Below are 24,056 nucleotides of genomic sequence, written 5' to 3'. Positions count from 1 at the left end.
TCCCCGCAAGCGGGAGAAGGCATCCACCATCAGCCTTTTTCTGACGCCATCGCCGCCAGCACCGTCTCGGGCACGAATGGCGGCCGGCGCAGGCGCACTCCCAGCGCATCGAACAGCGCATTGGCAATCGCCGGCGCGCCCGGCAGCGAGGCCGATTCGCCGGCGCCCAGCGGCGGCTCGGACTGGCGCGGCATCAGCACCACGTCGATCGGCGGGATCTCCGGGAAGGTCAGCAGCGGATAGCTGCCCCATTCGCGGCTGGCCACGCCGTCGGCATCGAAACGGACCTGTTCCTTCAGCACGCGGCTGAGGGCCTGCACCACATTGCCATGGACCTGGTGGCGCACGCCGTCGGGATTGACGACCATGCCGGTGTCCTGCCCCACCACCACCTTGTCGATGGTGATGCGGCCGGTGGCCGCGTCCACGGTCAGGTCTACCACCCACGCCGCCCACGCCGCGCCGAATCCGGGAAAACGGCTGTGGATATAGCGCGCGTAGGCCACGCCCCGGCCGCGCAACCGTCCGTCGGCATCCGGCACGCCGCGCGATCCGGCAGCGCCGCGCTGCCAGCCGGCCGCATCGGCGACGGCCCGCAGCAAATCCGCGGCGCGCTCGTCAGGCAGGTGCCGCAGGCGGAAATCGACAGGATCGGCGCCCGCCGCCAGCGCCAGTTCGTCGATCACGCACTCGTGCGCGAACGCATTGGGCAGCGCCGACACGCCGCGCAGCCATGACGCGCGCACGATCGCCGGCGTGTCGTCGCAGCCGATGCGGCGCGCGGCATAGGCATAGGGCGGCACGGCGGTGCGATCGCCCATTTCCAGCGTGCGCGGCGCGTTGGACACGGCACCGGTCAGCACCAGCGCCAGCGTGGGCGCGTCGTTGGACGGATAGCGGCTGGTGAAGTCGTAGCCGAGCAGCGCGCCGTCGGCACCGAGCGTGGCGCTGACGTCCATCAGCTGGGCCGCGCCCTTGGGCTCCCACAGGTGTTCCTGCTCGCGCGACAGCTGCACGCGCACCGGCCGCCCCACGGCACGCGACAGCAGCGCCGCGTCGGCGCACACGTCGTCGGCGCAATTGCGCCCGTAGCAGCCGGCGGCCTCCATGCGCACGATCTCGATGCGGTCTTCGCCCAGCCCGCACAGCCGTGACAGGTCGATGCGCAGCATGTGCGGGTTCTGCGTGCCGGACCACACCGTCAGGCCCTCTTCGTGCCAGTCGGCGACGGCGCAGGACGGGCCGATGGAGCCGTGCATCTGGTACGGCCAGACGTAGCGCCGCTGCAATACCGTGCCGGCGCCGGCGGCAGGCAGCTTGCCCTCGGTCAGCAGCTCGCGCCGCGTGGCCGGGTTGGCGCGCAGCGCCGGCTCCGGATCGTCCAGCGCGGGCAGCGGCGGCACAGGTTTCCAGCGCACGCGCAGCCGGCGCGCGGCCTGCACCGCATATTCCTCGCGCTCGGCCACCACGCCGACAAAGTCGCCCTGCACCACCACCTCGACCAGGCCGGGCACGTCGCGCACCGACTCGCGGTCGATGGACAGCAGGCTGGTGCCGACGCAGGCGCCGCTGTCGCGCCCCGCATACGGCGGGCGAACCACGCGGCCGTGCAGCATGCCGGGCACGCGCACGTCGTGGACAAAGGTCAGTGCGCCGCGCGCCTTGTCGGGAATATCGACGCGCGGCGCCGCGCGGCCGACGATGCGGTAGGACTCGACGGGCTTGGTCAGCACGTCGTCGGCGAGCGGCAGCTCCACGTGCTCGCCGGCCACCAGCGCCGCGTAACCGATGCTGGTCTGCGTGCCGCGCACGCGGAATTCGCCGTTCTCCGCTTCCAGCGCGGCGGCGTCGACGCCGAGCCGCAGCGCGGCCCGCGCTTGCAGCCACGCGCGCGCCTGCGCCGCGGCGCGGCGCAGCGGCAAGGCCGAAATCTGGATCGAGGCGCTGGCGATGGTCGGGCCCTGGTTGGGCGTGGCTTCGGTATGGCCCAGCACCATGCGCACTTGCCCGAGCGGCACATCGAGCTCCTCGGCGACGATCTGCGCCAGCGCCGTGCGGATGCCGGTGCCCAGGTCGACGTGCCCGTTGAAGGCCAGCACCTCGCCGCTGTCGCGCACGGCGATGAACAGGTCCGGCAGCGCCGGCACATAGTCCGACGCCGCGCCGGGCTGGCCCGGCGCCGGACGCGCCGCCGCCTGCGGGGCGCGCGTCACCAGCAGCACGCCGGTGGCCTGCAGCAGCGCCAGGCGCAGCGCGCGCGGCGTGGCGGCGTCGGCCTGTGCCGGGGGTTGCAGCTGGGTTGCCGTCATCGTTCCATTCTCTCCGTCACCGGCGGCCGCGCGTTTTCATCGCGCATGTCACCGCGCATCTCACCGCGCAGGTCCCCGTTATACTGCGCCAAAAGCACACAGCAGAACCACCCACCATGACCACCAAGACTGCGGCCGCGCCCGCCACCCGTCGGGCGGCAGCCGGCACCCGGGCCCGGCAGGCGCAGGACAGCCGCGAGCGCATCCTGAAGGCGGCTATCAAGGTCTTCGCCCAGCGCGGCTACGACGGCGGCCGCATCGAACGCATCTCGTCGCTGGCCAAGACCTACGACCGGATGATCTACTACTACTTCGGCAGCAAGGAGAAGCTGTTCGTCGAAGTGCTGGAGACCATCTACCTGCAGCTCAACCAGGCCGAGCAGCAGCTCGAGCATGAGCTCGACGCCGCCGACCCGGTGCGCGCGCTGTCGCAGCTGATCGACTTCGTCTGGCAGTACTACCTGGACCATCCCGAGTTCGTCGCCATCCTGACCAGCGAGAACATGAGCCAGGGCAAGCACGCGAAGAAGTCGGTGCGGCTGCGCGAAATCTCCAGCTACGCGCTGTCGGTGCTCGACGGCATCCTCGCGCGCGGCAAGGCCGCCGGGCTGTTCCGCGCGGACGCCGGCGCGCGCGACGTGTATATGGTGATCGCTTCGCTCGGCTACTTCTATAACTCCAACCATCATACGCTCAGCGCCTTCCTGGGCGAGCCCATGATGAGCCCGCCGGCGCTGGCGCACTGGCGCGATGTGATCCAGCAGACCGTGCTGCGCGCGGTGGCCGTGCCCGGCGCCATGCCGGAGACGCAGGTGCCACCCGCCGCCACGCCGCGCAAGGCGGCACGCGGCAGGCGCGCGGCGGCGGGCTGAGGCCGGCACGGGCGCCATCGCCCAGGCTCAGGCGGCGGCGCGCACGCCCGCCACCTGCGCCAGCGCCTCATCCCGCGTCAGCACCGTGGCGTACTTCTGCGCCATGTCGAACAGGTTGGCGTCATGCGGCCCCAGCGCGCGGTCGCCCACGCAATCCGACACCACCAGCGGGCGGAAGCCCAGCGACATGGCATCGACCACGCTGGCGCGCACGCAGCCGCTGGTGACACAGCCCGCCACCAGCAGCGTCTGCACGCCGCGCTGCGTCAGCCATGCCGCCAGCGAGGTGCCGAAAAACGCCGACGGCACCGTCTTGCGCACCACCAGCTCGCCCGGCGCGGGCGCCAGCTCGGGCACGATCTGGCTGTTGTGGCCGTGTTCCTTCAGCGTCAGCATGCCGGGCACCTTCAGCGTGAAGATATTGTGGTCGCTGTCGTCGTCGGCGAACACGATGCGGCTGTGCGCCACCGGCCAGCCCTGCTCGCGCGCGGCGCGCAGCAGCGGCTGGGTGTTGCGGATGGCCTCGGGAATATTGCCGCCGCCGAACACTGCCGGATCGGCAAAGCCGTTGACGAAGTCGATGATCAGCAGGCCATACGGCGCCTTGAGTTCCATCGAAGCGCCGAAGCCCTGGCGCTGGTAGGTCTGCACTGCGTCATCCATGGCGCGAATCCTTGTAGAGCGATGCGGCGGGAGCCGGGTGCCCGTCCATCACCTTGCCGCGCACCACCACCGGCTCGCCGTCGAGGCTGACGGTGCAGTGGCGCACGGGAATATCGATATGGCAGGCGGTGGTGCGGCTGCCGCCGGCTTCGTTGTTGGGGCCGAACGAGCACAGGAAGTTGCCTTCATACGCGCGCGCGTCCATGCCGATGGTGGCTTCGCGGTCGTACATCGCCAGCGCCGACCAGCTCGCGCGCGGCTGCAGGCCCCAGCCGATATGCGACATCGCATACGCTTCCGGGTCGTTGAACGAGGCCATGTAGTCGGCCAGCAGCTCGGCATCGACGCCGCCTTCGATGCGGCGCACGTAGCCGGCCTCGACCGTGATGCGGATCGGTGCCTGCAGGTAGGACTTCATCGGCAGCAGGATGTCGCCGCGGTCCAGCACGATGGTGCCATCGGTGCCGCCCTCGTCGGGCCAGGTCAGCACGAAGCCGCTCGGCCAGTGGTCCCAGCGTCCGGGCTCGTCGACAAAGCCATACTCGCTGATCGCGGGGAACTCGCCCAGGCGGCAGCGCAGGTCCATGCCGGCGTCGGACACGATATGCATCTCGCGCGCCTTGCCCAGCCGCTGCGTGGCGGCCTTGACGCGGGCGCGGTCGGCCTCGGTCGGCACCAGCCGCGCCAGCACCTCGGGGGGCTCCACCGCCAGCAGGATCCTGGTGCCACCGGACAGGATCTCGTGCTGCTCGGGCGAGAACAGCAGCGTCATCAGGTCCAGCACCAGATCGCTCGCCTTCAACGCGGCAATTGCCGCGGGATTGCCGGTCAGCGGGGTGGTGCCCAGGTAGGCCAGCGCATCGCGGCTGAGCGCCTTCTCGCCGTTGACCGGCGGCAGGTCGAGCCGGTTGACGATGGCGCCCATCGACTGCGCCGCCACCATCGCCGTGCGCAATGTCTGCGGATGCGTGGCGGCGCCGGTCAGCACCGTGACGGTCTGTCCCGGCTGCAGCTTCGACAGCGTCAGCACTTGCTTCCACGCTGCCGTCAGGTCGTAATCGCTTACGGGCATGTTCGCTCCATATCCATCAATTCAGCGTTCAATTCAGCGGCGCGCCGAGGAAATCGCCGAAGGCGCGGTAGAAGCCGGCCTCGTCGTCCCACGGGATCATGTGGCCGGCACCGGCAACGTGCGCGACCAGCAATGACGGCAGCAGCGCGCGCATCTCCTGCACGTCTTCCGCGCGGATGACGTCGCCGCGGCCGGCGGTCATCAGCAGCGCCGGCACGGCCAGATGCGGCAGGTCGGCGTGGATATCGTCGTCATGGAAGCCGTTGAAGCTGGCCAGGACCGCGCGCTCGTCGCAGGTATGCAGCCATTGCGCGCGCAGGCGCAGCTGGTCTTCGGTCCAGGTCGGGCAGAAGCGGCGCATGCCTTCGGCGTCGATGCCCTGCTGCGCCAGCCGGATCGAATCGATGTACCACGGCAGTTGCGACGGATAAGCACGGCGCCCCGGGCCCGATACCGGCGGATCGACCAGCACCAGCCGCGTCAGGCCCGCGGGCTTGCCGCGGGCGGCGCGGATGCCGATGCGCGCGCCCATCGAATGGCCAACCACGGCATAGCGCTGCAGTCCAAGCGCCGCGGCAAAGGCGACCACGTCGGCGGCCTGCGCATCGAGGCCGTAGTCCAGCTCGGGGCCGGCCTGCGACAGGCCGCGGCCGCGCACGTCGAGCACATAGGTATCGAACTGCTGCCCGAAATGCTCGCCGACAAAGCCCCAGGTGACCGCCGGGCTGGTGATGCCCGGCACGATGATCACGGCATCGCGCTGCGCGCGCGCACCCGCCTGCCCGCCATAGCGCAGGTAGTGCTGGCGGATGCCGTTGGCGTGGACGTTGGCGCCGTAGAGAAAGGTGCTGTCTGCCATGGCCCGCTCCTTCAGTACGCGCCCGACAGCAGCGCGCCGGCGCCCGGCACCACCGGCTCCAGCCCCAGGCGCTTGAGCAGCGCATAGGTGGTGGCCACGGCGGCGGTGACGACCGGCTTGCCGGTCATGGCCTCGACCTTCGCTATCGCAGGCAGCGACGGCATCTGCACGCAGGCGGACAGCACGATCACGTCGGCATCGGCGGTGTTCATCTGCGCGACGATCTCCGGCAGCTTTGCGGGATCATGGCGGCCGACTTCCAGGTTGTCGGGGATCTCCAGCGCGCGGTAGTCCACGACTTCGTAGCCTTCGTTGCGGATGTAGTCGACCACCAGCTCGGTCAGCGGCTTCATGTACGGCGCCACCACGGCGATGCGCTTGGCGCCCATCACCTTGAGCGCATCGACCAGCGCGCCGGCGCTGGTGATCACCGGCGCGTCGCCGCCGTTCTCGGCGGTATGCGCCTGCAGGCGCTGCTCGGAGACGCGGTGGTAGCCGTGGCCCATCGCCATGATCGCCACCAGGCAGGCGTAGCCAAGCACGTCGACACGGGCGTCGCTCAGCTCCACCGCGCAGCGGTCGGATTCGGCGTCCATCGCGGCCAGCTCTTCCTTGACCACCTTTTTCATGCGCATCCGGCTCGAATGGAAGGTAAAGCGCTCCGGGCGCACCAGCTGGCGCGCGGCCAGCATCGCCGGGATCTCGGTTTCCATGGTGGTGTTGGAGCTCGGCACGATCTGGCCGATTCGGAAAACTTTCTGCACTGTCGACTCCGTCATCTGTTTGTCTGCCCTGGGTTGCGCTGTGGTCGCGCTGTCGGTTGGTCCGCCTGCATCGGCCCGGGGGCCGGCACGCTGCGATTGATTGTAGTGTACACACTTTATATAGGCAAACAGATTCTGCACCGGGCGCGATTCACTCGTTCAGTGCATACTGAATCAATGAATCCCCGTTTTTGCGCATTATTTCGCCATTTCAGCGCATCATTGCCAATTCATCACAACCAGATAAGGGTTTTCCATAGGATCCCGAGATTTCGCCTTTACCTTGATATTTTGAGTGTGTACACTCGTTTTCAACGGTCGGCCGCGTGGCCGCCCCAGCCCCCATCGACCTTGTGTCATTGCCAGGAGAAATAACGTGCAAGGCAAACCGCGAATCGCAGTTGTCGGCGCCGGACTCGGAGGGACGGCCGCGGCCGCCCTGCTGCAGCGAGCCGGATTCCAAGTCAGGCTGTATGAGCAGGCACCGGCGTTCTCGCGCCTGGGCGCGGGCATCCATGTCGGGCCCAACGTGATGAAGATCATGCGGCGCATCGGCATCGAGGACGCGCTCAATGACATGGGCTGCCACCCCGACTACTGGTACAGCCGCGACGGCCTCACCGGCGAAGTGATCGCGCAGATCCCGCTGGGCGACTATGCGGTGCGCCACTACGGCGCCAGCTACCTGACCGTGCACCGCGGCGACTTCCACAAGCTGCTGACCGACGCCGTCGCGCCCGGCACGCTGTTTTTCAACAAGAAGCTGGAAAGCGTCACCGACCAGGGCGATGTGGTGCAGTTGCGCTTCACCGACGGCACCGTCGAAGAGGCCGATATCGTGATCGGGGCCGACGGCGTCAACTCGCGCATCCGCGAGACCCTGCTGGGCGCCGAGCCGCCCAAGTACACCGGCTACGTCGCGCACCGCGCGGTGTTCCCGATCTCGCGCGTCAAGGGCTACACGCACGAGCGCTGCACCAAGTGGTGGACCGATGACCGCCACATGATGGTCTACTTCGACACCAGCAAGCTTGACGAGATCTACTACGTCACCGGCGTGCCCGAGCCCGAATGGGACATGAGCAAGAGCTGGGTGCCGAGCAGCATCGAAGAGATGCGCGCGGCCTTCGACGGCTGGCATGAAGGCGTGCAATCGCTGATCGAAGGCACGGTCGAAGTGACCAAGTGGCCGCTGCTGGAGCGCGACCCGCTGCCGCTGTGGAGCCGGGGCCGCCTGGTGCTCCTGGGCGACGCCTGCCACCCGATGAAGCCGCATATGGCGCAGGGCGCCGCGATGGCGATCGAGGATGCCGCCATGCTGACGCGCTGCTTCACCGAAGCCGGCACCGACGACTACGCCGCCGCCTTCGCGCTGTACGAGGCCAACCGCGCCGAGCGCGCCGGCAAGGTCCAGCTGGTTTCGCACAACAACACCTGGCTGCGCAGCAACGAGAACCCGGACTGGTGTTTCGGCTACGATGTGTTCAACGTGCCGCTGGTGTCGGCCGGGAGCAAGCCGCTGTCCGAAGCCGCCTGATCGCCTGACCGCCCTGCCCGCCGCCGCTCCTCGCCAAGGAAGGGGCGCGGCGCCGCGATGCGTGATGTTCAAACCGCCCCCAAGCCCCCGATGAACACGCCCCGCCCCCTGACCCTGCAGGTCAACCACGCCCAGCACACGCTGGACGTGGCGCCTGACACGCCGCTGCTCTACATCCTGCGCAACGACCTGTGCTGCAACGGGCCCAAGTACGGTTGCGGCCTGGGCCAGTGCGGCGCCTGCACGGTGCTGGTGGATGGCCTGCCGGCGCGTTCGTGCGTGCTGCCGGTGAAGGCCGCGGTGGGCCACGCGGTGACCACGCTCGAGGGCCTGGGCACGGCACAGCATCCCGACCCCGTGCAGCAGGCGTTTATCGAAGAACAGGCCGCGCAATGCGGCTACTGCCTGAACGGCATGATCCTGACCGCCAAGGCGCTGCTGGCACGCAATCCCGACCCCGACGAAGCCCAGATCCGCGAAGCCTTGCGCTTCAACCTGTGCCGTTGCGGCACGCATGTGGAAATCGTGCGGGCGGTCAGGCGCGCCGCGGTGCTGCAGCGGCAGGCCACGCAAGGGGCGGCGTCGTGAGCGCGGGCATCGTGCAAGCCGCCACGCAGGCGACGGCACTGGCCACCGCCCTGCCGCCGCACGCCGCCGATTGCCTGGTGGCCCATGTACTGACGCCGCCGGGCCTGCGCTGGGTGGGCGGCGAGCCGCTCGCGGCGCGCCTGCTGCACGCCGAGCGCGACGCCGCGCTGGCGCTGCCGGGCATCCGCGCGGTGGTGGTCCGCAACAACTTTGCCGGCGTGGCCGCGGTCTCGGCCGCCCAGGCCGCCGATGCGGCGCGGGCCTTGCGGGCGCGCTGGTCTGCTCCGCCGCGCGCCGACGCCACGCCCGCGGCGCGCCACACGCTGGCGCAGCGCGGCGATGCCGCCGATGCGCTCGAACACGCCCGCGCACGCCACACGCAGCACTACCAATGGCCGCTGGCAGGCACCCGCGACGATGCCTGCTGCACCGTTGTCGCCCACTGGCGCGACGGCACGCTGACCGTATGGCTGCCCGCCACGCGCCCCGGCGCTTTGCGCGCCGAGCTTGCTGCGCTGCTGGGCATTGCGCCAGCGCATGTGCAACTGGTCTGCTGGCAAGCGCCAGACGACCGCGCCGACCCCGCGCTGCTGGCGCCGCACGCTGCCGCCGACGCGGCGCTGCTGGCCCACGCCACCGGCCAGCCGGTGGTGCGCCGGCTGCGCGCCGCCGAGGTGGGCCTGGCCGATGCCGCGCTCGATATCCGCGTCGATAGCGCGCGCACCGGTGCCACCGTCGACGCCTATGCCGCCACGCTGGCGGGCGCCACGGCGCCGTCGTCACCGCTGGCGCTGTGGCTGACCCATACGCCGGCGCCGGTGGCGGACAGCATCGATGCGGGCCATGGCGGCGACGCTGCGCTACCGCCGTATGGCATCCCGCATGTCGAACTCGCCGTGTCCGGCGACCCGGCTGCATTTGCGGCCGCGCCGCTGACGGCAGCCCGCGCGCAGGTGTTCGCGCGCGAATCCCATCTCGACGAGCTTGCGGCTGCCAGCGACGCCGACCCGGTAGCGCTGCGCCTCGCGCACCTGGACGACCCGCGCGGCGCCGCGCTGGTGCGGCAGGTGGCCGAGCGCGCCGGCTGGCGCCCGGGCGCGCCGCACGCCAACCCCGCCGCGGGCAACGTGCGGCACGGCCGCGGCTTTGCCTACGCCCGCACCATCGATCACGACGCCGGCCAGAGCTGGTCGGCTTGGGTCGCGGAAGTGGAGGTCGACGGCAGCACCGGCGAGCTGGCGGTCACGCGCGTCACGGTCGGGCATGACAGCGAATCGCTGCCGCCACCGCAAGCCGCCGCGACGACGCGTTCGATCGAGCGGGACGTCGCCGCAACCGCGCTGCAGCTGACCGCCGCCACACCGGCGTTCGACACCTGGCCGGCCGACGCGCGTGTTGCTGGCGAAGCCTTGCCTGCCGTGCCGGCCCAGGCCCTGCCGGAAGTGCGGCTGGCCGGCACGCTGGCCACGCACGATGCATTGGCTGCCGGTCCCACGGACTCGATGCCGGCAGCCGCAGCCGTCGCCAATGCCATCTTCGACGCCACCGGCGTGCGCCTGCGCACGCCACCGTTCAGCGCCGAACGCATCCGCCTGGCACTGGCGGAGGCCAATTCCGGCAACAAGCGCAAGAAGCGCGGCTGGATCGCGGCAGCGGCCGCCGCCGCGGCCGGCGTGTGCGCCACGCTGTTGCCCTGGCGCGCACCGATCGCGCCGGTGGCGCCGCCCGAACCCGGCTTCTATTCCGCCGCCACGCTCGAACGCGGCCGCCTGGTGGCCGCCGCCGGCGACTGCGCGGTCTGCCATACCGCGCCGGGCGGCGTGAAGAACGCCGGCGGCCTGCCGCTGGAAACGCCCTTCGGCACGGTCTACAGCACCAACATCACGCCGGATGTGCAGACCGGCATCGGCAACTGGTCGTTCGCCGCCTTCGAGCGCGCCATGCGCGAAGGCATCCACCGCGACGGGCGGCGCCTGTATCCCGCGTTCCCGTACACCGCCTTCGCCAGGATCAGCGACGGCGACATGCAGGCCCTGTACGCGTACCTGATGTCGGCGGAGCCGGTCACATCCACCGTGCCGCCCACGCAGCTCGCGTTCCCGTTCAACGTTCGCCCGCTGCTGGCCGGCTGGAACCTGCTGTTCCATCGCAATGAACGCTTTACGCCGGACCCGACGCGCTCGGCGCAGTGGAATCGCGGCGCCTACCTGGCCGAAGGGCTGGGCCACTGCAGCGCCTGCCATTCGCCGCGCAATGCGCTGGGCGCGGAGCAAGGCGGCCGCCGCTACCTGACCGGCGGCAGCGCCGAAGGCTGGGAAGCGCCGGCGCTGACCGCGCTGTCGCAGGCGCCCGTGCCATGGACCGAGGCGGCGCTGTTCACCTACCTGCGCGGCGGCTATGCGCCGCACCATGGCGCCGCGGCGGGACCGATGGCGCCCGTGGTGGAAGAGCTCGCGCAGTTGCCCGAGGACGACGTGCGCGCGATCGCGCATTACGTGGCGTCGTTCGGCGCGCCCGCACCAGCGCCGTCGGTACTGGCGGCCCAGGCGGCGCAGGTCGAACAACGCAGCCAGCAGGCCGCGCGCACGCTGGGCGGTCCCGCCGAGCGCCTGTACCAGAGCGCCTGCGCGGTCTGCCACCAGTCAGACCAGGGCATTGCGCAGTTCGGCGTCAAGCCTTCGCTGGCGCTCAATACCAACCTGCACAGCAAGCTGCCGGACAACGTGATCCAGGTGCTGCTGCGCGGCATGCCGGCACCGCCCAACAGCGAACTGGGCGCGATGCCGGCCTATGCCGACACGCTCGACGACCAGCAGATCGCGCAACTGGCGCAGTACCTGCGCGCGCGCTTTGCGCCCGACAAACCCGCATGGCAGGACCTGGAGAACACCGTCGCGCGGCTGCGCGCGGCACCTGCCCACTGAACCACCGGAACACCGCGCGCGCCGCCGGCGGCGCCTTGCGCATCCGCGCCAGGCCCGTGGCATGGCCGTACCTGCCCGGCGCAGGACCCGCGCGGGAAAACCCCGAGGAGAGAAACCGCAATTCGGCCTTGCCCGCCAGTTTCATGTAGCTTACGCTGAACGATCATGTAGTGCGCACTACATGAGTGCCAGCGGGCACGCAGCGGTGCCTCCCCGCACAAGGATGGCGCGCCCCCAGCGGCGGACAAGAACACAAAACCATAAGACCGGCCCATTACATCACCGGACGCGCTGGCGCGGGGCTTGCATAGATCCGCCAGACCCACCGGGACACCGGGCCTGACCAAACCAAGGGTAGACAACCAGGAGTGACTATGTCGTATCAGACCCAGAAAGCTGTTGCAGGCGTGCTACCGGGTTAGTTCTAGCCTCGCCAGGTGGAAGCCATCGCCCCCGCCGCATCCCGCAGCAGCCGGCATCACGTGCCGGCCTGTTTCGATCTACGCGTGCTTCCGAGTTCCAGAACCAGCCTATAAAGACAGGTAGACCAACATGTCGTCATCCATTTCATCCATGGCCACCACGACCATCCCGGACGCAACGCTGGGCTCGGCGCCCCAGCCCAGCGCGCGCGCAGCGTCGTCGCCCCCCATCTCGATCGAGCAGGGCATCCGCGCGGCCGGCGTCGGCCGCTTCCAGTATCGGCTGTTCGTCATATTCGGCCTGGTCTGGCTTGCCGACGCGATGCAGGTGCTGTCGATCGGCTTCACCGCGCCGTCGATTGCGGCAACCTTCGGCATCCCGGTGCCGACGGCGCTGCAGACCGGCACCATGTTCTTCGTCGGCATGCTGATCGGCGCGTTCGTGTTCGGCCGGCTGGCCGACCGCATCGGCCGCCGCCCGGTGCTGATGATGGCGGTGATCATCGACGCCATCTGCGGCGTGGCGTCGGCCTTCGCGCCGGACTTCCAGTGGCTGCTGCTGCTGCGCTTCCTGACCGGCATCGGCGTCGGCGGCACCTTGCCGGTCGACTACACCATGATGGCCGAATTCCTGCCGTCGGACCGGCGCGGCCGCTGGCTGGTGTTGCTGGAGTCGTTCTGGGCGGTCGGCACCATCCTGCTGGCCATCCTGGCACTGATCGCGGTGTCGCGCGGCAATGACGCGTGGCGGCTGATCTTCCTGGTCACCGGCATCCCGGCGCTGGTCGGCGTGGTGTTCCGCTTCTTCGTGCCCGAGTCGCCGCTCTACCTGAACAAATCGGGACGCTCGGACGAGGCCCGGGCGGTGCTGCAGCGGGTGGCCGCGGCCAATCGCGTATCGGTGGAGATCGGCGCGCTGCAGCCGCAGAAGATGGAGCGCAAATCGGTGTTCGCGCTGTTCGCGGCCGGCTGCCGGCGCCGCACCATCTGCCTGCTTGCCGCCTGGATGCTGATCTCGATCGCCTACTACGGGGTCTTCGTCTATCTGCCGGTGAAGCTGGCGGGCCAGGGCTTCGGCTTCATGCGCGGCCAGGTATTCCTGATCGTGCTCGCGCTGGTGCAGCTGCCCGGCTTCGCGCTGGCCGCGCACGGCGTCGAGCGCTGGGGCCGCAAGCCGACCCTGATCGGCTTCCTGCTGCTGAGCGCGGCGGGCTGCATGCTGTACAGCCTGGGCCAGTCCGCGGCGCTGGTGATCGGCTCGACGCTGCTGATGAGCTTCTCGCTGCTCGGCACCTGGGGCGCGCTGTACGCCTTCACGCCAGAGGTGTATCCGACTGACCTGCGCGCCAGCGGCATGGGCACCGCGGGGGCGATGGCGCGTTTCGGCGGCCTGTTCGCGCCTTCGATCATCGCGCCGATCATGGCCAGCCAGTTCACGCTGGCGCTGGCGCTGCTGTCGACGTTCCTGGCCGTGGCGGCGCTGGCGATCTTCCTGGTCGATATCGAGTCGAAGGACCGCGCGCTCGACTAGCCGAAGGCGCCACGGGGCAAGCGCGGGGCAAACGCGGGGCCGCTGCCGGGCGCGGCGGCCCGCTTCCATTACAATCCGGCTGCAACGGCGCGGCGCGCGAGCCCCAACCGGCCTCGCGCGCGCGCTTCACTCGCCATCCCGCCGAGCCCTCGCCGCCAGCCATGAAACAAGACCCGCGCTTTCCCAACCTCTTCATCCTCGACCACCCGCTGATCCAGCACAAGCTCTCGCACATGCGCGACAAGGAAACGTCGACGCGCACGTTCCGCGAGCTGCTGCGCGAGATCACGCTGCTGATGGGCTACGAGATCACCCGCAACCTGCCGCTGACCACGCGCCGCATCGAAACCCCGCTGGTCGAGCTGGACGCGCCGGTGATCGCCGGCAAGAAGCTGACCATCGTGCCGGTGCTGCGCGCGGGGGTGGGCATGAGCGATGGGCTGGTCGAGCTGATCCCGTCGGCGCGCATCGGCCATATCGGCGTGTACCGCGACGAGCAGCATCGCCCGGTGGAATACCTGGTGCGCCTGCCGGCGCTGGAAGACCGCAGCTTCATCCTGTGCGATCCGATGGTCGCCACCGGCTATTCGGCCGCGCACGCGGTGGAAGTGCTCAAGCGCCGCGGCGTCAAGGACGAGGCCATTACCTTCGTCGCGCTGGTGGCCGCCCCCGAGGGCGTGGAAGTGTTCCAGAAGGCGCATCCGGGCGTGAAGCTGTTCGTCGCCTCGCTCGACAGCCACCTGGATGCCGATGCGTATATCGTGCCCGGCCTGGGCGATGCGGGCGACCGGCTGTTCGGCACCAAGAACTGACGGCACGAACGCGGGCTGGCCGGCGCTTGACCGGCCTCAATAGCCCGCCCGATGCGGCTCCCTAAACTGGCGGCAAGCCGGCGCGACCGCGCCGCCTGCCAGCGTCCACACATAAAGGGAGCCACACATGGAAGCCTTCAAGATCCTGTTCAGTACCAGCACCGGGCTGATGAGCCTGGGCGTGATCGTCTTCATCATCGGCATGGGCTGGTTCTTCGCCCGCCTGTTCGCGCGCAAGATGCGCGAGGATGCTGACGCAGCGAAAGCGCGCGACGCGGCGCAGCGGCGCTGAGCCCAGGCGGAACGCCCTTACTTCTTCTTCCCCAGCAAACTCCCCAGCACGCCGCGGATCAGCTCGCGCCCGACCTGCGAGCCGACCGTGCGCGCTGCCGACTTGGCCATCGATTCCAGGATCGAATCGCCGCGGCCGCTCTTGCCGGTGCCCTTGGTCAGCGTGCCGAAGATCTCGCCGGCAGTGCCGAGCCAGCCGCTGTCCTGCTCGCCCGCCGGCTGCCCGGCCTGCGCTCCGCCCGCGCCCTTGCCGCCATTCGCCACCGTCGGCACGCTGCCGCGCAGCTTTTCATAGGCGGATTCGCGGTCGACGGTCTTCTCATAGGTGCCCGCCACCAGCGAGTTCGCGATCAGCTGCTTGCGCTCGTCCTCGGTCGCGGGGCCGATGCGGCTGCCGGGCGCCACCACCCAGGCGCGCTCGGTGACGCACGGCGTGCCCTTGGCATCGAGGAACGACACCAGCGCTTCGCCCACGCCGAGTTCGCCGATGGCGGTTTCCAGGTCCAGCTTCGGGTTGGCGCGCATGGTGGTGGCCGCCACCTTGACCGCCTTCTGGTCGCGCGGGGTGAAGGCGCGCAGCGCGTGCTGCACACGGTTGCCGAGTTGCCCCAGCACCGTATCCGGGATATCGACCGGGTTCTGCGTGACGAAGTACACGCCGACGCCCTTGGAACGCACCAGGCGCACCACCTGCTCGATCTTGTCGAGCAGCGCCTTGGGCGCATCGTTGAACAGCAGGTGGGCCTCGTCGAAGAAGAACACCAGCTTGGGCTTGTCGAGGTCGCCGGCTTCGGGAAGCTTCTCGAACAGTTCGGACAGCATCCACAGCAGGAAGGTCGCGTACAGCCGCGACGAGTTCATCAGCTTGTCGGCGGCCAGGATATTGACCACGCCCTGGCCCTTGTCGGTCTGGATGAAGTCCTCCAGGTTCAGCATGGGCTCGCCGAAGAAGACATCCCCGCCCTGCGATTCCAGCGCGATCAGCCCGCGCTGGATCGCGCCGATCGAGGCCGCCGAGATATTGCCGTATTCGGTGGTGAACTGGCCGGCGTTGTCACCGACGTACTGCAGCATCGCGCGCAGGTCCTTGGCGTCGAGCAGCAGCAGGCCGTTGGCGTCGGCAATGCGGAACACCAGGTTCAGCACGCCCTGCTGGGTGTCGTTCAGCTCGAGCATGCGCGACAGCAGCAGCGGCCCCATGTGCGAAACCGTGGCGCGCACCGGGTGCCCTTTCTCGCCGAACACATCCCACAGCGTGGTGGGGCAGCCGCCCCAGACCGGCTCGGGCAGGTTCAGGTCGGCCAGCCGCTGCTTGAGCTTGTCCGACGGCTGCCCGGCTGCTTGTGATATGCCGGTCAGGTCACCTTTGACATCCGCCATGAACACCGGCACCCCCAGGCGGGAGAAGCCCTGCGCCAGCGTCTGCAGCGTGACCGTCTTGCCGGTGCCGGTGGCGCCGGTGATCAGCCCGTGCCGGTTGCCCATCTGCGGCAGCAGCACCAGTTCATGTTCGGCATTCTTGGCGATGAGGATGGGGTCGGCCATGATGTTCCTGGATTGCATGAGGGTCGGTTGGTGGCCGATCCGGGCGCCGATCGGAAGACGAGCGGGCGTCGGTCGGGTCCGGGCGGCGCAGGCAGGTCCGCGTGATAAAATCCTGGGCTGATTATAGCCAGCCGCCAGGCATATCCGTCACCTGGCGCGCGCTGCCCGCCCGCCTTGCGGATGCCGCCGCGGCGCCCTGGCTACCCCGCACAACATCACCGCAGATCACCGCATTCCGCTTCGGAGAGAATCATGGCCGGTCACTCGAAATGGGCCAATATCAAACACAAGAAAGCCGCCGCCGACGCCAAGCGCGGCAAGATCTGGACCCGCCTGATCAAGGAAATCACCGTGGCCGCCAAGCTCGGGGGCGGCGATCCCGACTCCAACCCGCGCCTGCGCCTGTCCATGGACAAGGCCATGGACGCCAACATGCCCAAGGACAACATCCAGCGCGCGATCCAGCGCGGCGTGGGTGGCCTGGAAGGCGTGAACTATGAAGAAATCCGCTACGAAGGCTACGGCCTGAGCGGCGCGGCGATCATCGTCGACTGCCTGACCGACAACCGCACCCGCACCGTGGCCGAAGTGCGCCACGCCTTCTCCAAGCACGGCGGCAACATGGGCACCGAGGGTTCGGTGGCATTCATGTTCACGCACTGCGGCCAGTTCCTGTTTGCCCCGGGCACGCCCGAAGACAAGCTGATGGACGCCGCGCTCGAAGCCGGCGCCGACGATGTGGTCACCAATGACGACGGCTCGATCGAAGTCACCTGCCCGCCCAACGATTTTTCGGCGGTCAAGGCGGCGCTGGAAGGCGCCGGCTTCAAGGCGGAAGTCGCCGACGTGGTGATGAAGCCGCAGAACGAAGTCAGCTTCAGCGGCGACGACGCGGCCAAGATGCAGAAACTGCTCGACGCCCTGGAAAACCTGGACGACGTGCAGGAAGTCTTCACCAACGCGGTCATCGAAGACTAAAACGGTATCAAGCTCCCCAACGGCGGCAGCCCGGCTCACAGGACCCAGCTGCCGCCTCTTTGCATGCGTTTCTTTTCTGGCAGTGGATCATGAAAGTATTGGTTGTCGGCTCGGGTGGACGTGAACACGCGCTGGCCTGGAAATTGGCCCAGTCGCCCAAGGTGCAGGTGGTGTACGTCGCGCCGGGCAACGGCGGAACCGCGCTCGACAAGCGCCTGCAGAATGTTCCGCTGACCGATCCCGAGGTCATCGCGGCGTTTGCCGAGCGCGAGGGCGTGGCCTTCACCGTGGTCGGCCCCGAGGCCCCGCTGGCCGCCGGCATCGTGGACATCTTCCGCGCCAAGGGGCTGCGCATCTTCGGCCCCACCCAGGCCGCCGCGCAGCTGGAGTCGTCCAAGGATTTCGCCAAGGCCTTCATGCAGCGCCACGGCATCCCCACCGCCGCCTACCAGACCTTTGCCGACGCCGCCCAGGCCCACGCCTATATCGACGCGCAGGGCGCGCCGATCGTGATCAAGGCCGACGGCCTGGCCGCAGGCAAGGGCGTGGTGGTGGCGATGACGCTGGAAGAAGCGCACCAGGCCGTCGACATGATGCTCGACGGCAACAAGCTGGGCGACGCCGGCGCGCGCGTGGTGATCGAAGAGTTCCTTGACGGCGAGGAAGCCAGCTTCATCGTGCTGGTCGACGGCAAGAACGTGCTGGCGCTGGCCACCAGCCAGGACCACAAGCGCCTGCTCGACGCCGACGCCGGCCCCAATACCGGCGGCATGGGCGCGTATTCGCCGGCGCCGGTGGTCACGCCCGCGCTGCACGCCCGCGCGCTGCGCGAGATCATCCTGCCGACGGTGCGCGGCATGGAAAAGGACGGCATCCCGTACACCGGCTTCCTGTACGCCGGCCTGATGATCGACAAGGACGGCAACCCGAAGACGCTGGAGTTCAATTGCCGCATGGGCGATCCGGAAACCCAGCCGATCCTGGCGCGCCTGAAGACCGACCTGGTCGACGTGATGGAAGCCGCCGTCTCCGGCAAGCTCGACAGCATCGAACTGGACTGGGACCGCCGCACCGCGCTGGGCGTGGTGATGGCCGCCCACGGCTACCCGGACGCCCCCCGCAAGGGCGATGCCATCACCGGCATCCCGGCCGAAACCGACGACAGCGTGACCTTCCACGCCGGCACCACGCTCAAGGACGGCACCCTGCTGACCTCGGGCGGGCGCGTGCTGTGCGTGGTCGGCCTGGCCGACACCGTCAAGGCCGCGCAGCGCGCCGCCTATGCCGCGGTCGAGCAGATTCGCTTCGACGGCATGCAGTACCGCACCGACATCGGCTACCGCGCCATCAAGCGCTGACAGGCCTGCGCCGGTGCCGGGCGACCGGTTCCGGCGACCGGTTCCGGCAACAAACAGGCCGCCCAGCCGGTACAATCGTGACAATGCTGTGACGCAAACGGCAGCCGACGGGCTGCCGGACTGCCATCCGGCCGGTCCATTCGTCGGTTTATCCGATTCAGCCCACCATGATCGATTCCCAGGCAGTCCGTGCCTATCTGCTCGGTCTGCAAGACCGCATCACCGATGCCATCGGTGCCATCGACGGCCAGCCGTTCCTGACCGACGCCTGGGAGAAGCCGCCCACCGAACGCCTGCGCGGCAGTGGCCGCACCCGCATCCTGGAAGGCGGCGCGGTGATGGAGCGCGCCGGCGTGGGCTTTTCGCACGTCAGCGGCGACACCCTGCCGCCATCGGCCACGGCCAACCGCCCGGAACTGGCGGGGCGCAGCTTCGAGGCCATGGGCGTGTCGCTGGTGTTCCATCCGCGCAACCCACATGTGCCCACCGTGCATATGAACGTGCGCTGCTTCCTGGCGCTCAAGCCCGGCACGGAACCGGTCTGGTGGTTCGGCGGCGGCATGGACCTGACGCCGTACTACGGCAACGCCGGTGACTGCACCCACTTCCACCGCACCTGCCGGCAGGCGCTGGCGCCCTATGGCGACGAACTCTATCCGCGCTTCAAGCAGTGGTGCGACGAGTATTTCTTCCTGAAGCACCGCAACGAGGCACGCGGCATCGGCGGGATCTTCTTCGACGACTTCTCGGCGCTCGGCTTCGAGCGCAGCTTCGCCATGATGCAGGCGGTCGGCGATGCCTTCCTGGACGCCTACCTGCCCATCCTGCAGGGCCGCAAGGACACGCCCTACGGCGAGCGCGAGCGCGAGTTCCAGGCCTACCGGCGCGGGCGCTACGTCGAATTCAACCTGGTGTTCGACCGCGGCACGCTGTTCGGCCTGCAATCGGGCGGGCGCACCGAATCCATCCTGATGTCGATGCCGCCGCTGGCGGCCTGGCGTTATGACTGGCAACCGGAGCCGGGCAGCCCCGAAGCGGCGCTGTACACCGATTTCCTGCCGGCGCGCGACTGGGCCTGACGGCTGATCCATGGCCCATCCCGAGCCCCCCCGCATGCCCGCCGACGCGGGCGCCCCGCCACAGGCCGGCGCCGCCCGCCCCTACCGCCTGGGTATCCTGGGCGGCACCTTCGATCCGCCCCACGTCGGCCACCTGGCGCTGGCGCGGCTGTGCATCGACCATCTGGGCCTGGACGAGCTGGTGTGGATTCCCACCGGCCAGTCCTGGCAGAAGGGCGACGACGTGACGCCGGCCGCCGACCGCCTGGCGATGACCGAACTGGCCGCGGCGGCGCTCGGCGACAGCGGCGCCCGGGTCCGTGTCAGCCGCATGGAAGTAGATCGCGCCGGGCCCAGCTACACCATCGACACGGTGCGCCAGCTGCGCGACGAATACGGACCCGAGGCCTCGCTGTGCTGGCTGATGGGCGCCGACCAGCTGCTGCGCCTGCACACCTGGCACGGCTGGCAGGAACTGTTCGCGCACGTGCACTTGTGCACCGCGACACGGCCGCGCTTTGCCCTGTCGGCGCTTGAGGGTCCGGTGCTGGCCGCGCTGGCCGAGCGCCAGGCCGACACGCACCTGATACAATGCACGCCCTCCGGCCGGATGTGGATCGACCAGACGCTCGCCGTCGACCTCTCTTCCACCCATCTGCGCCAGCGGCTGGCGGCCGGCCAGCCGGCAGATGACCAACTGCCGCCCGGCGTGGCACACTACATTGCCAGCCACGGGCTGTACCGCAACGCCCCGGCCCGGGCATGACCAGGGCCGCACCGTCCGCGGCGCCCACCCCCAAACCGATCTGAGCTGAACAAGAAGACACCCATGGATATTCGTAAACTGCAACGCGCCATCGTCGACGGCCTCGAGGATGTCAAAGCGCAGGACATCAAGGTGTACGACACCAGCCACCTGACGGAACTGTTCGACCGGGTGGTGATTGCCAGCGGGACATCCAACCGGCAGACCAAGGCGCTGGCAGCGTCGGTGCGGGATACGGTGAAGGAAGCGGGCGGCCATATCGTCGCGGTCGAGGGCCTGGAAACCGGCGAATGGGTGCTGGTGGACTGCGGCGATGCCGTGGTCCACATCCTGCAGCCGCAACTGCGCCTGTACTACAACCTGGAAGAGATCTGGGGCGACAAGCCGGTGCGCATGAAGCTGGCCACCGGCGCGCGCAGCCTGGCCAAGGCCAGCGAGCCCATCGACGAGGACGAGGACGAGGCCCCGGTGCGCACCGTGCGCCGTGCCAGCAACCTGCGCCCGGCGCTGGCGCGCCTGCCCGAAGGCATGAAGGAGCCGTCGCCGCCGATGGGCCACGAGGACACCGACGCGGACGCCATCGCCACCATGCGCAAGCCGGCCCGCAAGGCCGCCGCCAAGACCCCGGCCAGCAAGACCGCCGGCACCCGCGCCGCCGCGCCGCGCAAGACCGCTGCCGGCACCACCGCGCGCAAGACGGCGACCAAGACCGCCACCAAGACTGCCACCAAGACCGCGGCCAGGAAGGCGCCCGCCAAGACCGGCGCAGCCAGTCCGGCCGCGCGCAAGCGCGCCACCCGCTCGGCCTGAGCCCGTGCGCGGCCGTTCGGCGAGTCCGGGGGCTGCGCCGCATCACCACGACGTCTGACCCATGCAACTGGTGATCGTGGCCGTCGGCCACAAGATGCCCGGCTGGATCGAAACCGGCTTCAGCGAGTACGCCAAGCGCATGCCGCCCGAGCTGCGCATCGAGCTGCGCGAGGTCAAGCCCGAAACCCGCTCTTCGAGCAATAACGCCGCCACCGTGATGCAGCGCGAGGCCGCGCGCATCGAAGCGGTTCTGGGCAGCCTGTCGAAGCAGTGCCGCATCGTCGCGCTGGACGAGCGCGGGCGCGACTTCACCACGGTGCAACTGGCCGCGCAGCTGACCGACTGGCAGCGCGAGGGCGGCGACGTGGCCTTCCTGATCGGCGGCGCCGACGGGCTCGATCCCGCGCTCAAGGCCCGCGCCAGCACCCTGATCCGGCTCTCCAGCCTGACCCTGCCGCACGGCATGGTGCGCGTGCTGCTGGCCGAGCAGCTGTACCGCGCGTGGTCCGTCACGCAGAACCACCCCTACCATCGGGCCTGATTCCACTGATTTCCGGCCATCGCCGGAAGGCCCCCCGCCGCGATGCCCGACACCCTGCACGACTACCTCTACCTCGCCTCGCAGAGCCCGCGCCGCCGCGAGCTGCTGACCCAGCTCGGCGTGCGCTACGAACTGTTGCTGGCCGACGACGCCGAAGACGCCGAAGCGCTTGAAGCCGTGCTGCCCGGCGAGACCCCCGACGACTACGTCCAGCGCGTGTGCGCGCTCAAGGCCGAAGCCGCGCTGCGCCGCCGCGAACGCCGCGCGCTGCCGGATGCGCCGGTGCTGACTTCGGACACCACGGTCTGCCTCGGCGGCCGCATCCTCGGCAAACCCGCCGACGGCGCCGACGCCGCGGCCATGCTGGGCGCGCTGGCGGGCACTACCCACCGCGTGCTGACCGCGGTGACGGTGGTATCGACCACCGGCATGCGCCACGCGCTGTCGGTTTCCGAAGTCACCTTCCGCCCGCTGCAGCCCGCCGAGATCGAGCGCTACGTGGCCAGCGGCGAGCCGCTGGGCAAGGCCGGCGCCTACGGCATCCAGGGCCGCGCCGCCGAGTTCGTGGCGCGGATTGCAGGCAGCTATTCAGGTATCATGGGCTTGCCCTTGTTTGAGACGGCCGCGTTACTTCGCCAGGCCCGCTTGCGGTTCTGAGCGCCGCGGCCGGCCAACCGTATTCAGCCGCTTGCCGGGTCCGAGTATCTGGCCCGAGTATCTGGCCTAAGTATCCGGCGCGCTTATCCTGCCGATCACCCCGCCGGGGCCACCGGCGACGCGTTTCACCCGCTATGACTGAAGACATACTCGTCAACATCACGCCCCAAGAGACCCGCGTCGCCATCGTGCAGCAGGCCGCCGTCCAGGAACTGCATGTCGAACGCACGCTCACGCGCGGGCTGGTCGGCAACATCTACCTGGGCAAGGTGGTGCGCGTGCTGCCCGGCATGCAGTCGGCCTTTATCGACATCGGGCTGGAGCGCGCCGCCTTCCTGCACGTGGCCGACATCTGGCATCCGCGCGATCCGGACCGCAACAACGCCACGCCGCAGCTCGCCATCGAGAAGACCCTGTTCGAGGGCCAGGCGCTGATGGTGCAGGTGATCAAGGACCCGATCGGCACCAAGGGCGCACGGCTGTCGACCCAGGTCAGCATCGCCGGACGCACGCTGGTGTACCTGCCGCAGGATCCGCATATCGGCATCTCGCAGCGCATCGAAGGCGAGGTCGACCGCGAGGCGCTGCGCAGCCGGGTGCAGGGGCTGGTGCCAGCCGACGAGCGCGGCGGTTTTATCGTGCGCACCATCGCCGAGGAAGCGACCGACGAGGAACTCGGCAACGACATCGCCTACCTGCGCAAGATCTGGGGCGCGATCCGCCAGAACGCCACTACCCTGCCCGCGCCCAACCTGCTCTACCAGGACCTGAACCTGGCCCAGCGCGTGCTGCGCGACTTCATCAACGACGCCACCGGCGTGATCCAGATCGACTCGCGCGAGAACTACCAGATGCTGCTGGAGTTCGCCAAGGAGTACACGCCGGCGGTGCTGCCGCGGCTGTCGCACTACACCGGCGAGCGGCCGATCTTCGACCTGTTCAATATCGATGCCGAGATCGAGAAGGCGCTGTCGCGCCGGGTCGACCTGAAGTCCGGCGGCTACCTGATGATCGACCAGACCGAGGCGATGACGACCATCGACGTCAACACCGGCGGTTACGTGGGCGCGCGCAACTTCGACGACACCATCTTCAAGACCAACCTGGAGGCGGCCCACACCATCGCGCGCCAGCTGCGGCTGCGCAACCTCGGCGGCATCATCATCATCGACTTCATCGACATGGAGAATGCCGAGCACCGCGACGCGGTGCTGTCCGAGCTCAAGCGCGCGCTGTCGCGCGACCGCACCCGCATCACCGTCAACAGCTTCTCGCAGCTGGGCCTGGTCGAGATGACGCGCAAGCGCACGCGCGAGTCGCTGGCGCATGTGCTGTGCGAACAATGCCCGGTATGCCAGGGCAAGGGCCAGGTCAAGACCCCGCGCACGGTCTGCTACGACATCCTGCGCGAGATCATGCGCGAATCGCGCCAGTTCAATCCGCGCGAGTTCCGCATCCTGGCGTCGCAGGAAGTGATCGACCTGTTCCTGGAAGAGGAAAGCCAGCACCTGGCGATGCTGGGCGACTTCATCGGCAAGCCGATTTCGCTGCAGGTGGAATCGACCTTCCACCAGGAGCAGTACGACATCATCCTGATGTGACTCATCAGGAAATTTCACACCATCTCAATAAATTCCCGCCAGCCTAAGACAGGCAACGGTTTTTACCGTCATCCCGTCTCATGGCGTATCATCCGACG

21 protein-coding genes are annotated in these 24,056 nt (G+C 69.1%); 15 read left to right on the top strand and 6 right to left on the bottom strand.

The genetic code is table 11. The features are described from left to right. Window positions 1–29 precede the first annotated feature (29 nt). Complete coding sequence (locus RALTA_RS04140) at window positions 30–2,309, bottom strand: xanthine dehydrogenase family protein molybdopterin-binding subunit (protein ID WP_012352175.1); 2,280 nt, start codon at window positions 2,307–2,309, stop codon at window positions 30–32. A gap of 116 nt (window positions 2,310–2,425) precedes the next feature. Between RALTA_RS04140 and RALTA_RS04135 the strand changes: the two genes are divergently transcribed. After that, window positions 2,426–3,181 (top strand): TetR/AcrR family transcriptional regulator, encoded by a 756-nt coding sequence (locus RALTA_RS04135; RefSeq protein WP_012352174.1) that lies wholly within the window; start codon window positions 2,426–2,428, stop codon window positions 3,179–3,181. A gap of 27 nt (window positions 3,182–3,208) precedes the next feature. Here RALTA_RS04135 and RALTA_RS04130 read toward each other — a convergent pair whose 3' ends face one another. Genes RALTA_RS04130 through RALTA_RS04115 form a run of 4 tightly spaced genes read right to left on the bottom strand, consistent with a single transcriptional unit; the run spans window position 3,209 to window position 6,539 of the window. Continuing rightward, window positions 3,209–3,844: an N-carbamoylsarcosine amidohydrolase gene (locus RALTA_RS04130; RefSeq protein WP_012352173.1), complete on the bottom strand. Its 636-nt coding sequence runs from the start codon at window positions 3,842–3,844 to the stop codon at window positions 3,209–3,211. Further along, a complete protein-coding gene (locus RALTA_RS04125) occupies window positions 3,837–4,916 on the bottom strand; it encodes a M29 family metallopeptidase (protein WP_012352172.1) in 1,080 nt (359 codons plus the stop codon). Before RALTA_RS04125 ends, RALTA_RS04130 begins: the two co-directional genes overlap by 8 nt. A 28-nt stretch (window positions 4,917–4,944) precedes the next feature. Further along, the gene (locus RALTA_RS04120; RefSeq protein WP_012352171.1) at window positions 4,945–5,775 is read right to left on the bottom strand and encodes an alpha/beta fold hydrolase; all 831 of its coding nucleotides are present in this window, start codon (window positions 5,773–5,775) and stop codon (window positions 4,945–4,947) included. 11 nt (window positions 5,776–5,786) lie between these two features. After that, complete coding sequence (locus tag RALTA_RS04115) at window positions 5,787–6,539, bottom strand: maleate cis-trans isomerase family protein (protein WP_012352170.1); 753 nt, start codon at window positions 6,537–6,539, stop codon at window positions 5,787–5,789. A gap of 376 nt (window positions 6,540–6,915) precedes the next feature. Here RALTA_RS04115 and RALTA_RS04110 point away from each other — a divergent pair, with 376 nt between their 5' ends. From RALTA_RS04110 to RALTA_RS29000, 6 genes are all read left to right on the top strand, one after another. Continuing rightward, complete coding sequence (locus RALTA_RS04110) at window positions 6,916–8,076, top strand: FAD-dependent monooxygenase (protein ID WP_012352169.1); 1,161 nt, start codon at window positions 6,916–6,918, stop codon at window positions 8,074–8,076. A gap of 90 nt (window positions 8,077–8,166) precedes the next feature. Continuing rightward, window positions 8,167–8,664, top strand: a complete 498-nt coding sequence (locus RALTA_RS04105) for a (2Fe-2S)-binding protein (protein ID WP_041232077.1) — start codon at window positions 8,167–8,169, stop codon at window positions 8,662–8,664. Continuing rightward, entirely contained in the window at window positions 8,661–11,588 is a 2,928-nt protein-coding gene (locus RALTA_RS04100) for a cytochrome c (protein WP_012352167.1), read from the top strand. Before RALTA_RS04105 ends, RALTA_RS04100 begins: the two co-directional genes overlap by 4 nt. Window positions 11,589–12,140: 552 nt before the next feature. Continuing rightward, window positions 12,141–13,541, top strand: coding sequence for an MFS transporter (locus RALTA_RS04095; protein WP_012352166.1), 1,401 nt, complete (start codon window positions 12,141–12,143; stop codon window positions 13,539–13,541). Window positions 13,542–13,702: 161 nt separating this feature from the next. After that, entirely contained in the window at window positions 13,703–14,353 is a 651-nt protein-coding gene (upp, locus tag RALTA_RS04090) for a uracil phosphoribosyltransferase (RefSeq protein ID WP_012352165.1), read from the top strand. A 127-nt stretch (window positions 14,354–14,480) separates the two neighbouring features. After that, window positions 14,481–14,645 (top strand): DUF3149 domain-containing protein, encoded by a 165-nt coding sequence (locus tag RALTA_RS29000; protein WP_012352164.1) that lies wholly within the window; start codon window positions 14,481–14,483, stop codon window positions 14,643–14,645. Window positions 14,646–14,662: 17 nt separating this feature from the next. Here RALTA_RS29000 and RALTA_RS04085 read toward each other — a convergent pair whose 3' ends face one another. Continuing rightward, entirely contained in the window at window positions 14,663–16,189 is a 1,527-nt protein-coding gene (locus RALTA_RS04085; RefSeq protein WP_012352163.1) for a helicase HerA-like C-terminal domain-containing protein, read from the bottom strand. Between the two features lie 252 nt (window positions 16,190–16,441). Between RALTA_RS04085 and RALTA_RS04080 the strand changes: the two genes are divergently transcribed. The 8 genes from RALTA_RS04080 (at window position 16,442) to rng (ending at window position 23,958) form a co-directional block, all read left to right on the top strand. Beyond that, window positions 16,442–17,167 carry a YebC/PmpR family DNA-binding transcriptional regulator gene (locus RALTA_RS04080; RefSeq protein WP_012352162.1) on the top strand — a complete coding sequence of 242 codons (726 nt, stop codon included), beginning with the start codon at window positions 16,442–16,444 and terminating at the stop codon, window positions 17,165–17,167. A gap of 89 nt (window positions 17,168–17,256) precedes the next feature. Next, a complete protein-coding gene (purD, locus tag RALTA_RS04075; protein WP_012352161.1) occupies window positions 17,257–18,525 on the top strand; it encodes a phosphoribosylamine--glycine ligase in 1,269 nt (422 codons plus the stop codon). A gap of 167 nt (window positions 18,526–18,692) precedes the next feature. Further along, a complete protein-coding gene (hemF, locus tag RALTA_RS04070; RefSeq protein ID WP_012352160.1) occupies window positions 18,693–19,604 on the top strand; it encodes an oxygen-dependent coproporphyrinogen oxidase in 912 nt (303 codons plus the stop codon). 10 nt (window positions 19,605–19,614) lie between these two features. After that, window positions 19,615–20,349, top strand: a complete 735-nt coding sequence (locus RALTA_RS04065; RefSeq protein WP_012352159.1) for a nicotinate-nucleotide adenylyltransferase — start codon at window positions 19,615–19,617, stop codon at window positions 20,347–20,349. Window positions 20,350–20,412: 63 nt separating this feature from the next. Further along, on the top strand, window positions 20,413–21,159 hold the full coding sequence (gene rsfS, locus RALTA_RS04060; protein WP_012352158.1) for a ribosome silencing factor: 747 nt from the start codon (window positions 20,413–20,415) through the stop codon (window positions 21,157–21,159). 61 nt (window positions 21,160–21,220) lie between these two features. After that, the gene (rlmH, locus tag RALTA_RS04055) at window positions 21,221–21,700 is read left to right on the top strand and encodes a 23S rRNA (pseudouridine(1915)-N(3))-methyltransferase RlmH (RefSeq protein WP_011614787.1); all 480 of its coding nucleotides are present in this window, start codon (window positions 21,221–21,223) and stop codon (window positions 21,698–21,700) included. A 42-nt stretch (window positions 21,701–21,742) separates the two neighbouring features. Continuing rightward, complete coding sequence (locus RALTA_RS04050) at window positions 21,743–22,357, top strand: Maf family protein (protein WP_012352157.1); 615 nt, start codon at window positions 21,743–21,745, stop codon at window positions 22,355–22,357. A gap of 134 nt (window positions 22,358–22,491) precedes the next feature. After that, the gene (gene rng / locus RALTA_RS04045) at window positions 22,492–23,958 is read left to right on the top strand and encodes a ribonuclease G (RefSeq protein WP_012352156.1); all 1,467 of its coding nucleotides are present in this window, start codon (window positions 22,492–22,494) and stop codon (window positions 23,956–23,958) included. Window positions 23,959–24,056: the final 98 nt, after the last annotated feature.

Source organism: Cupriavidus taiwanensis LMG 19424, from assembly GCF_000069785.1.
Taxonomy (GTDB): Bacteria; Pseudomonadota; Gammaproteobacteria; order Burkholderiales; family Burkholderiaceae; genus Cupriavidus; species Cupriavidus taiwanensis.
Note: the sequence above shows the minus strand (reverse complement) of the source record. Positions and strands in the feature narration are given on the sequence as shown.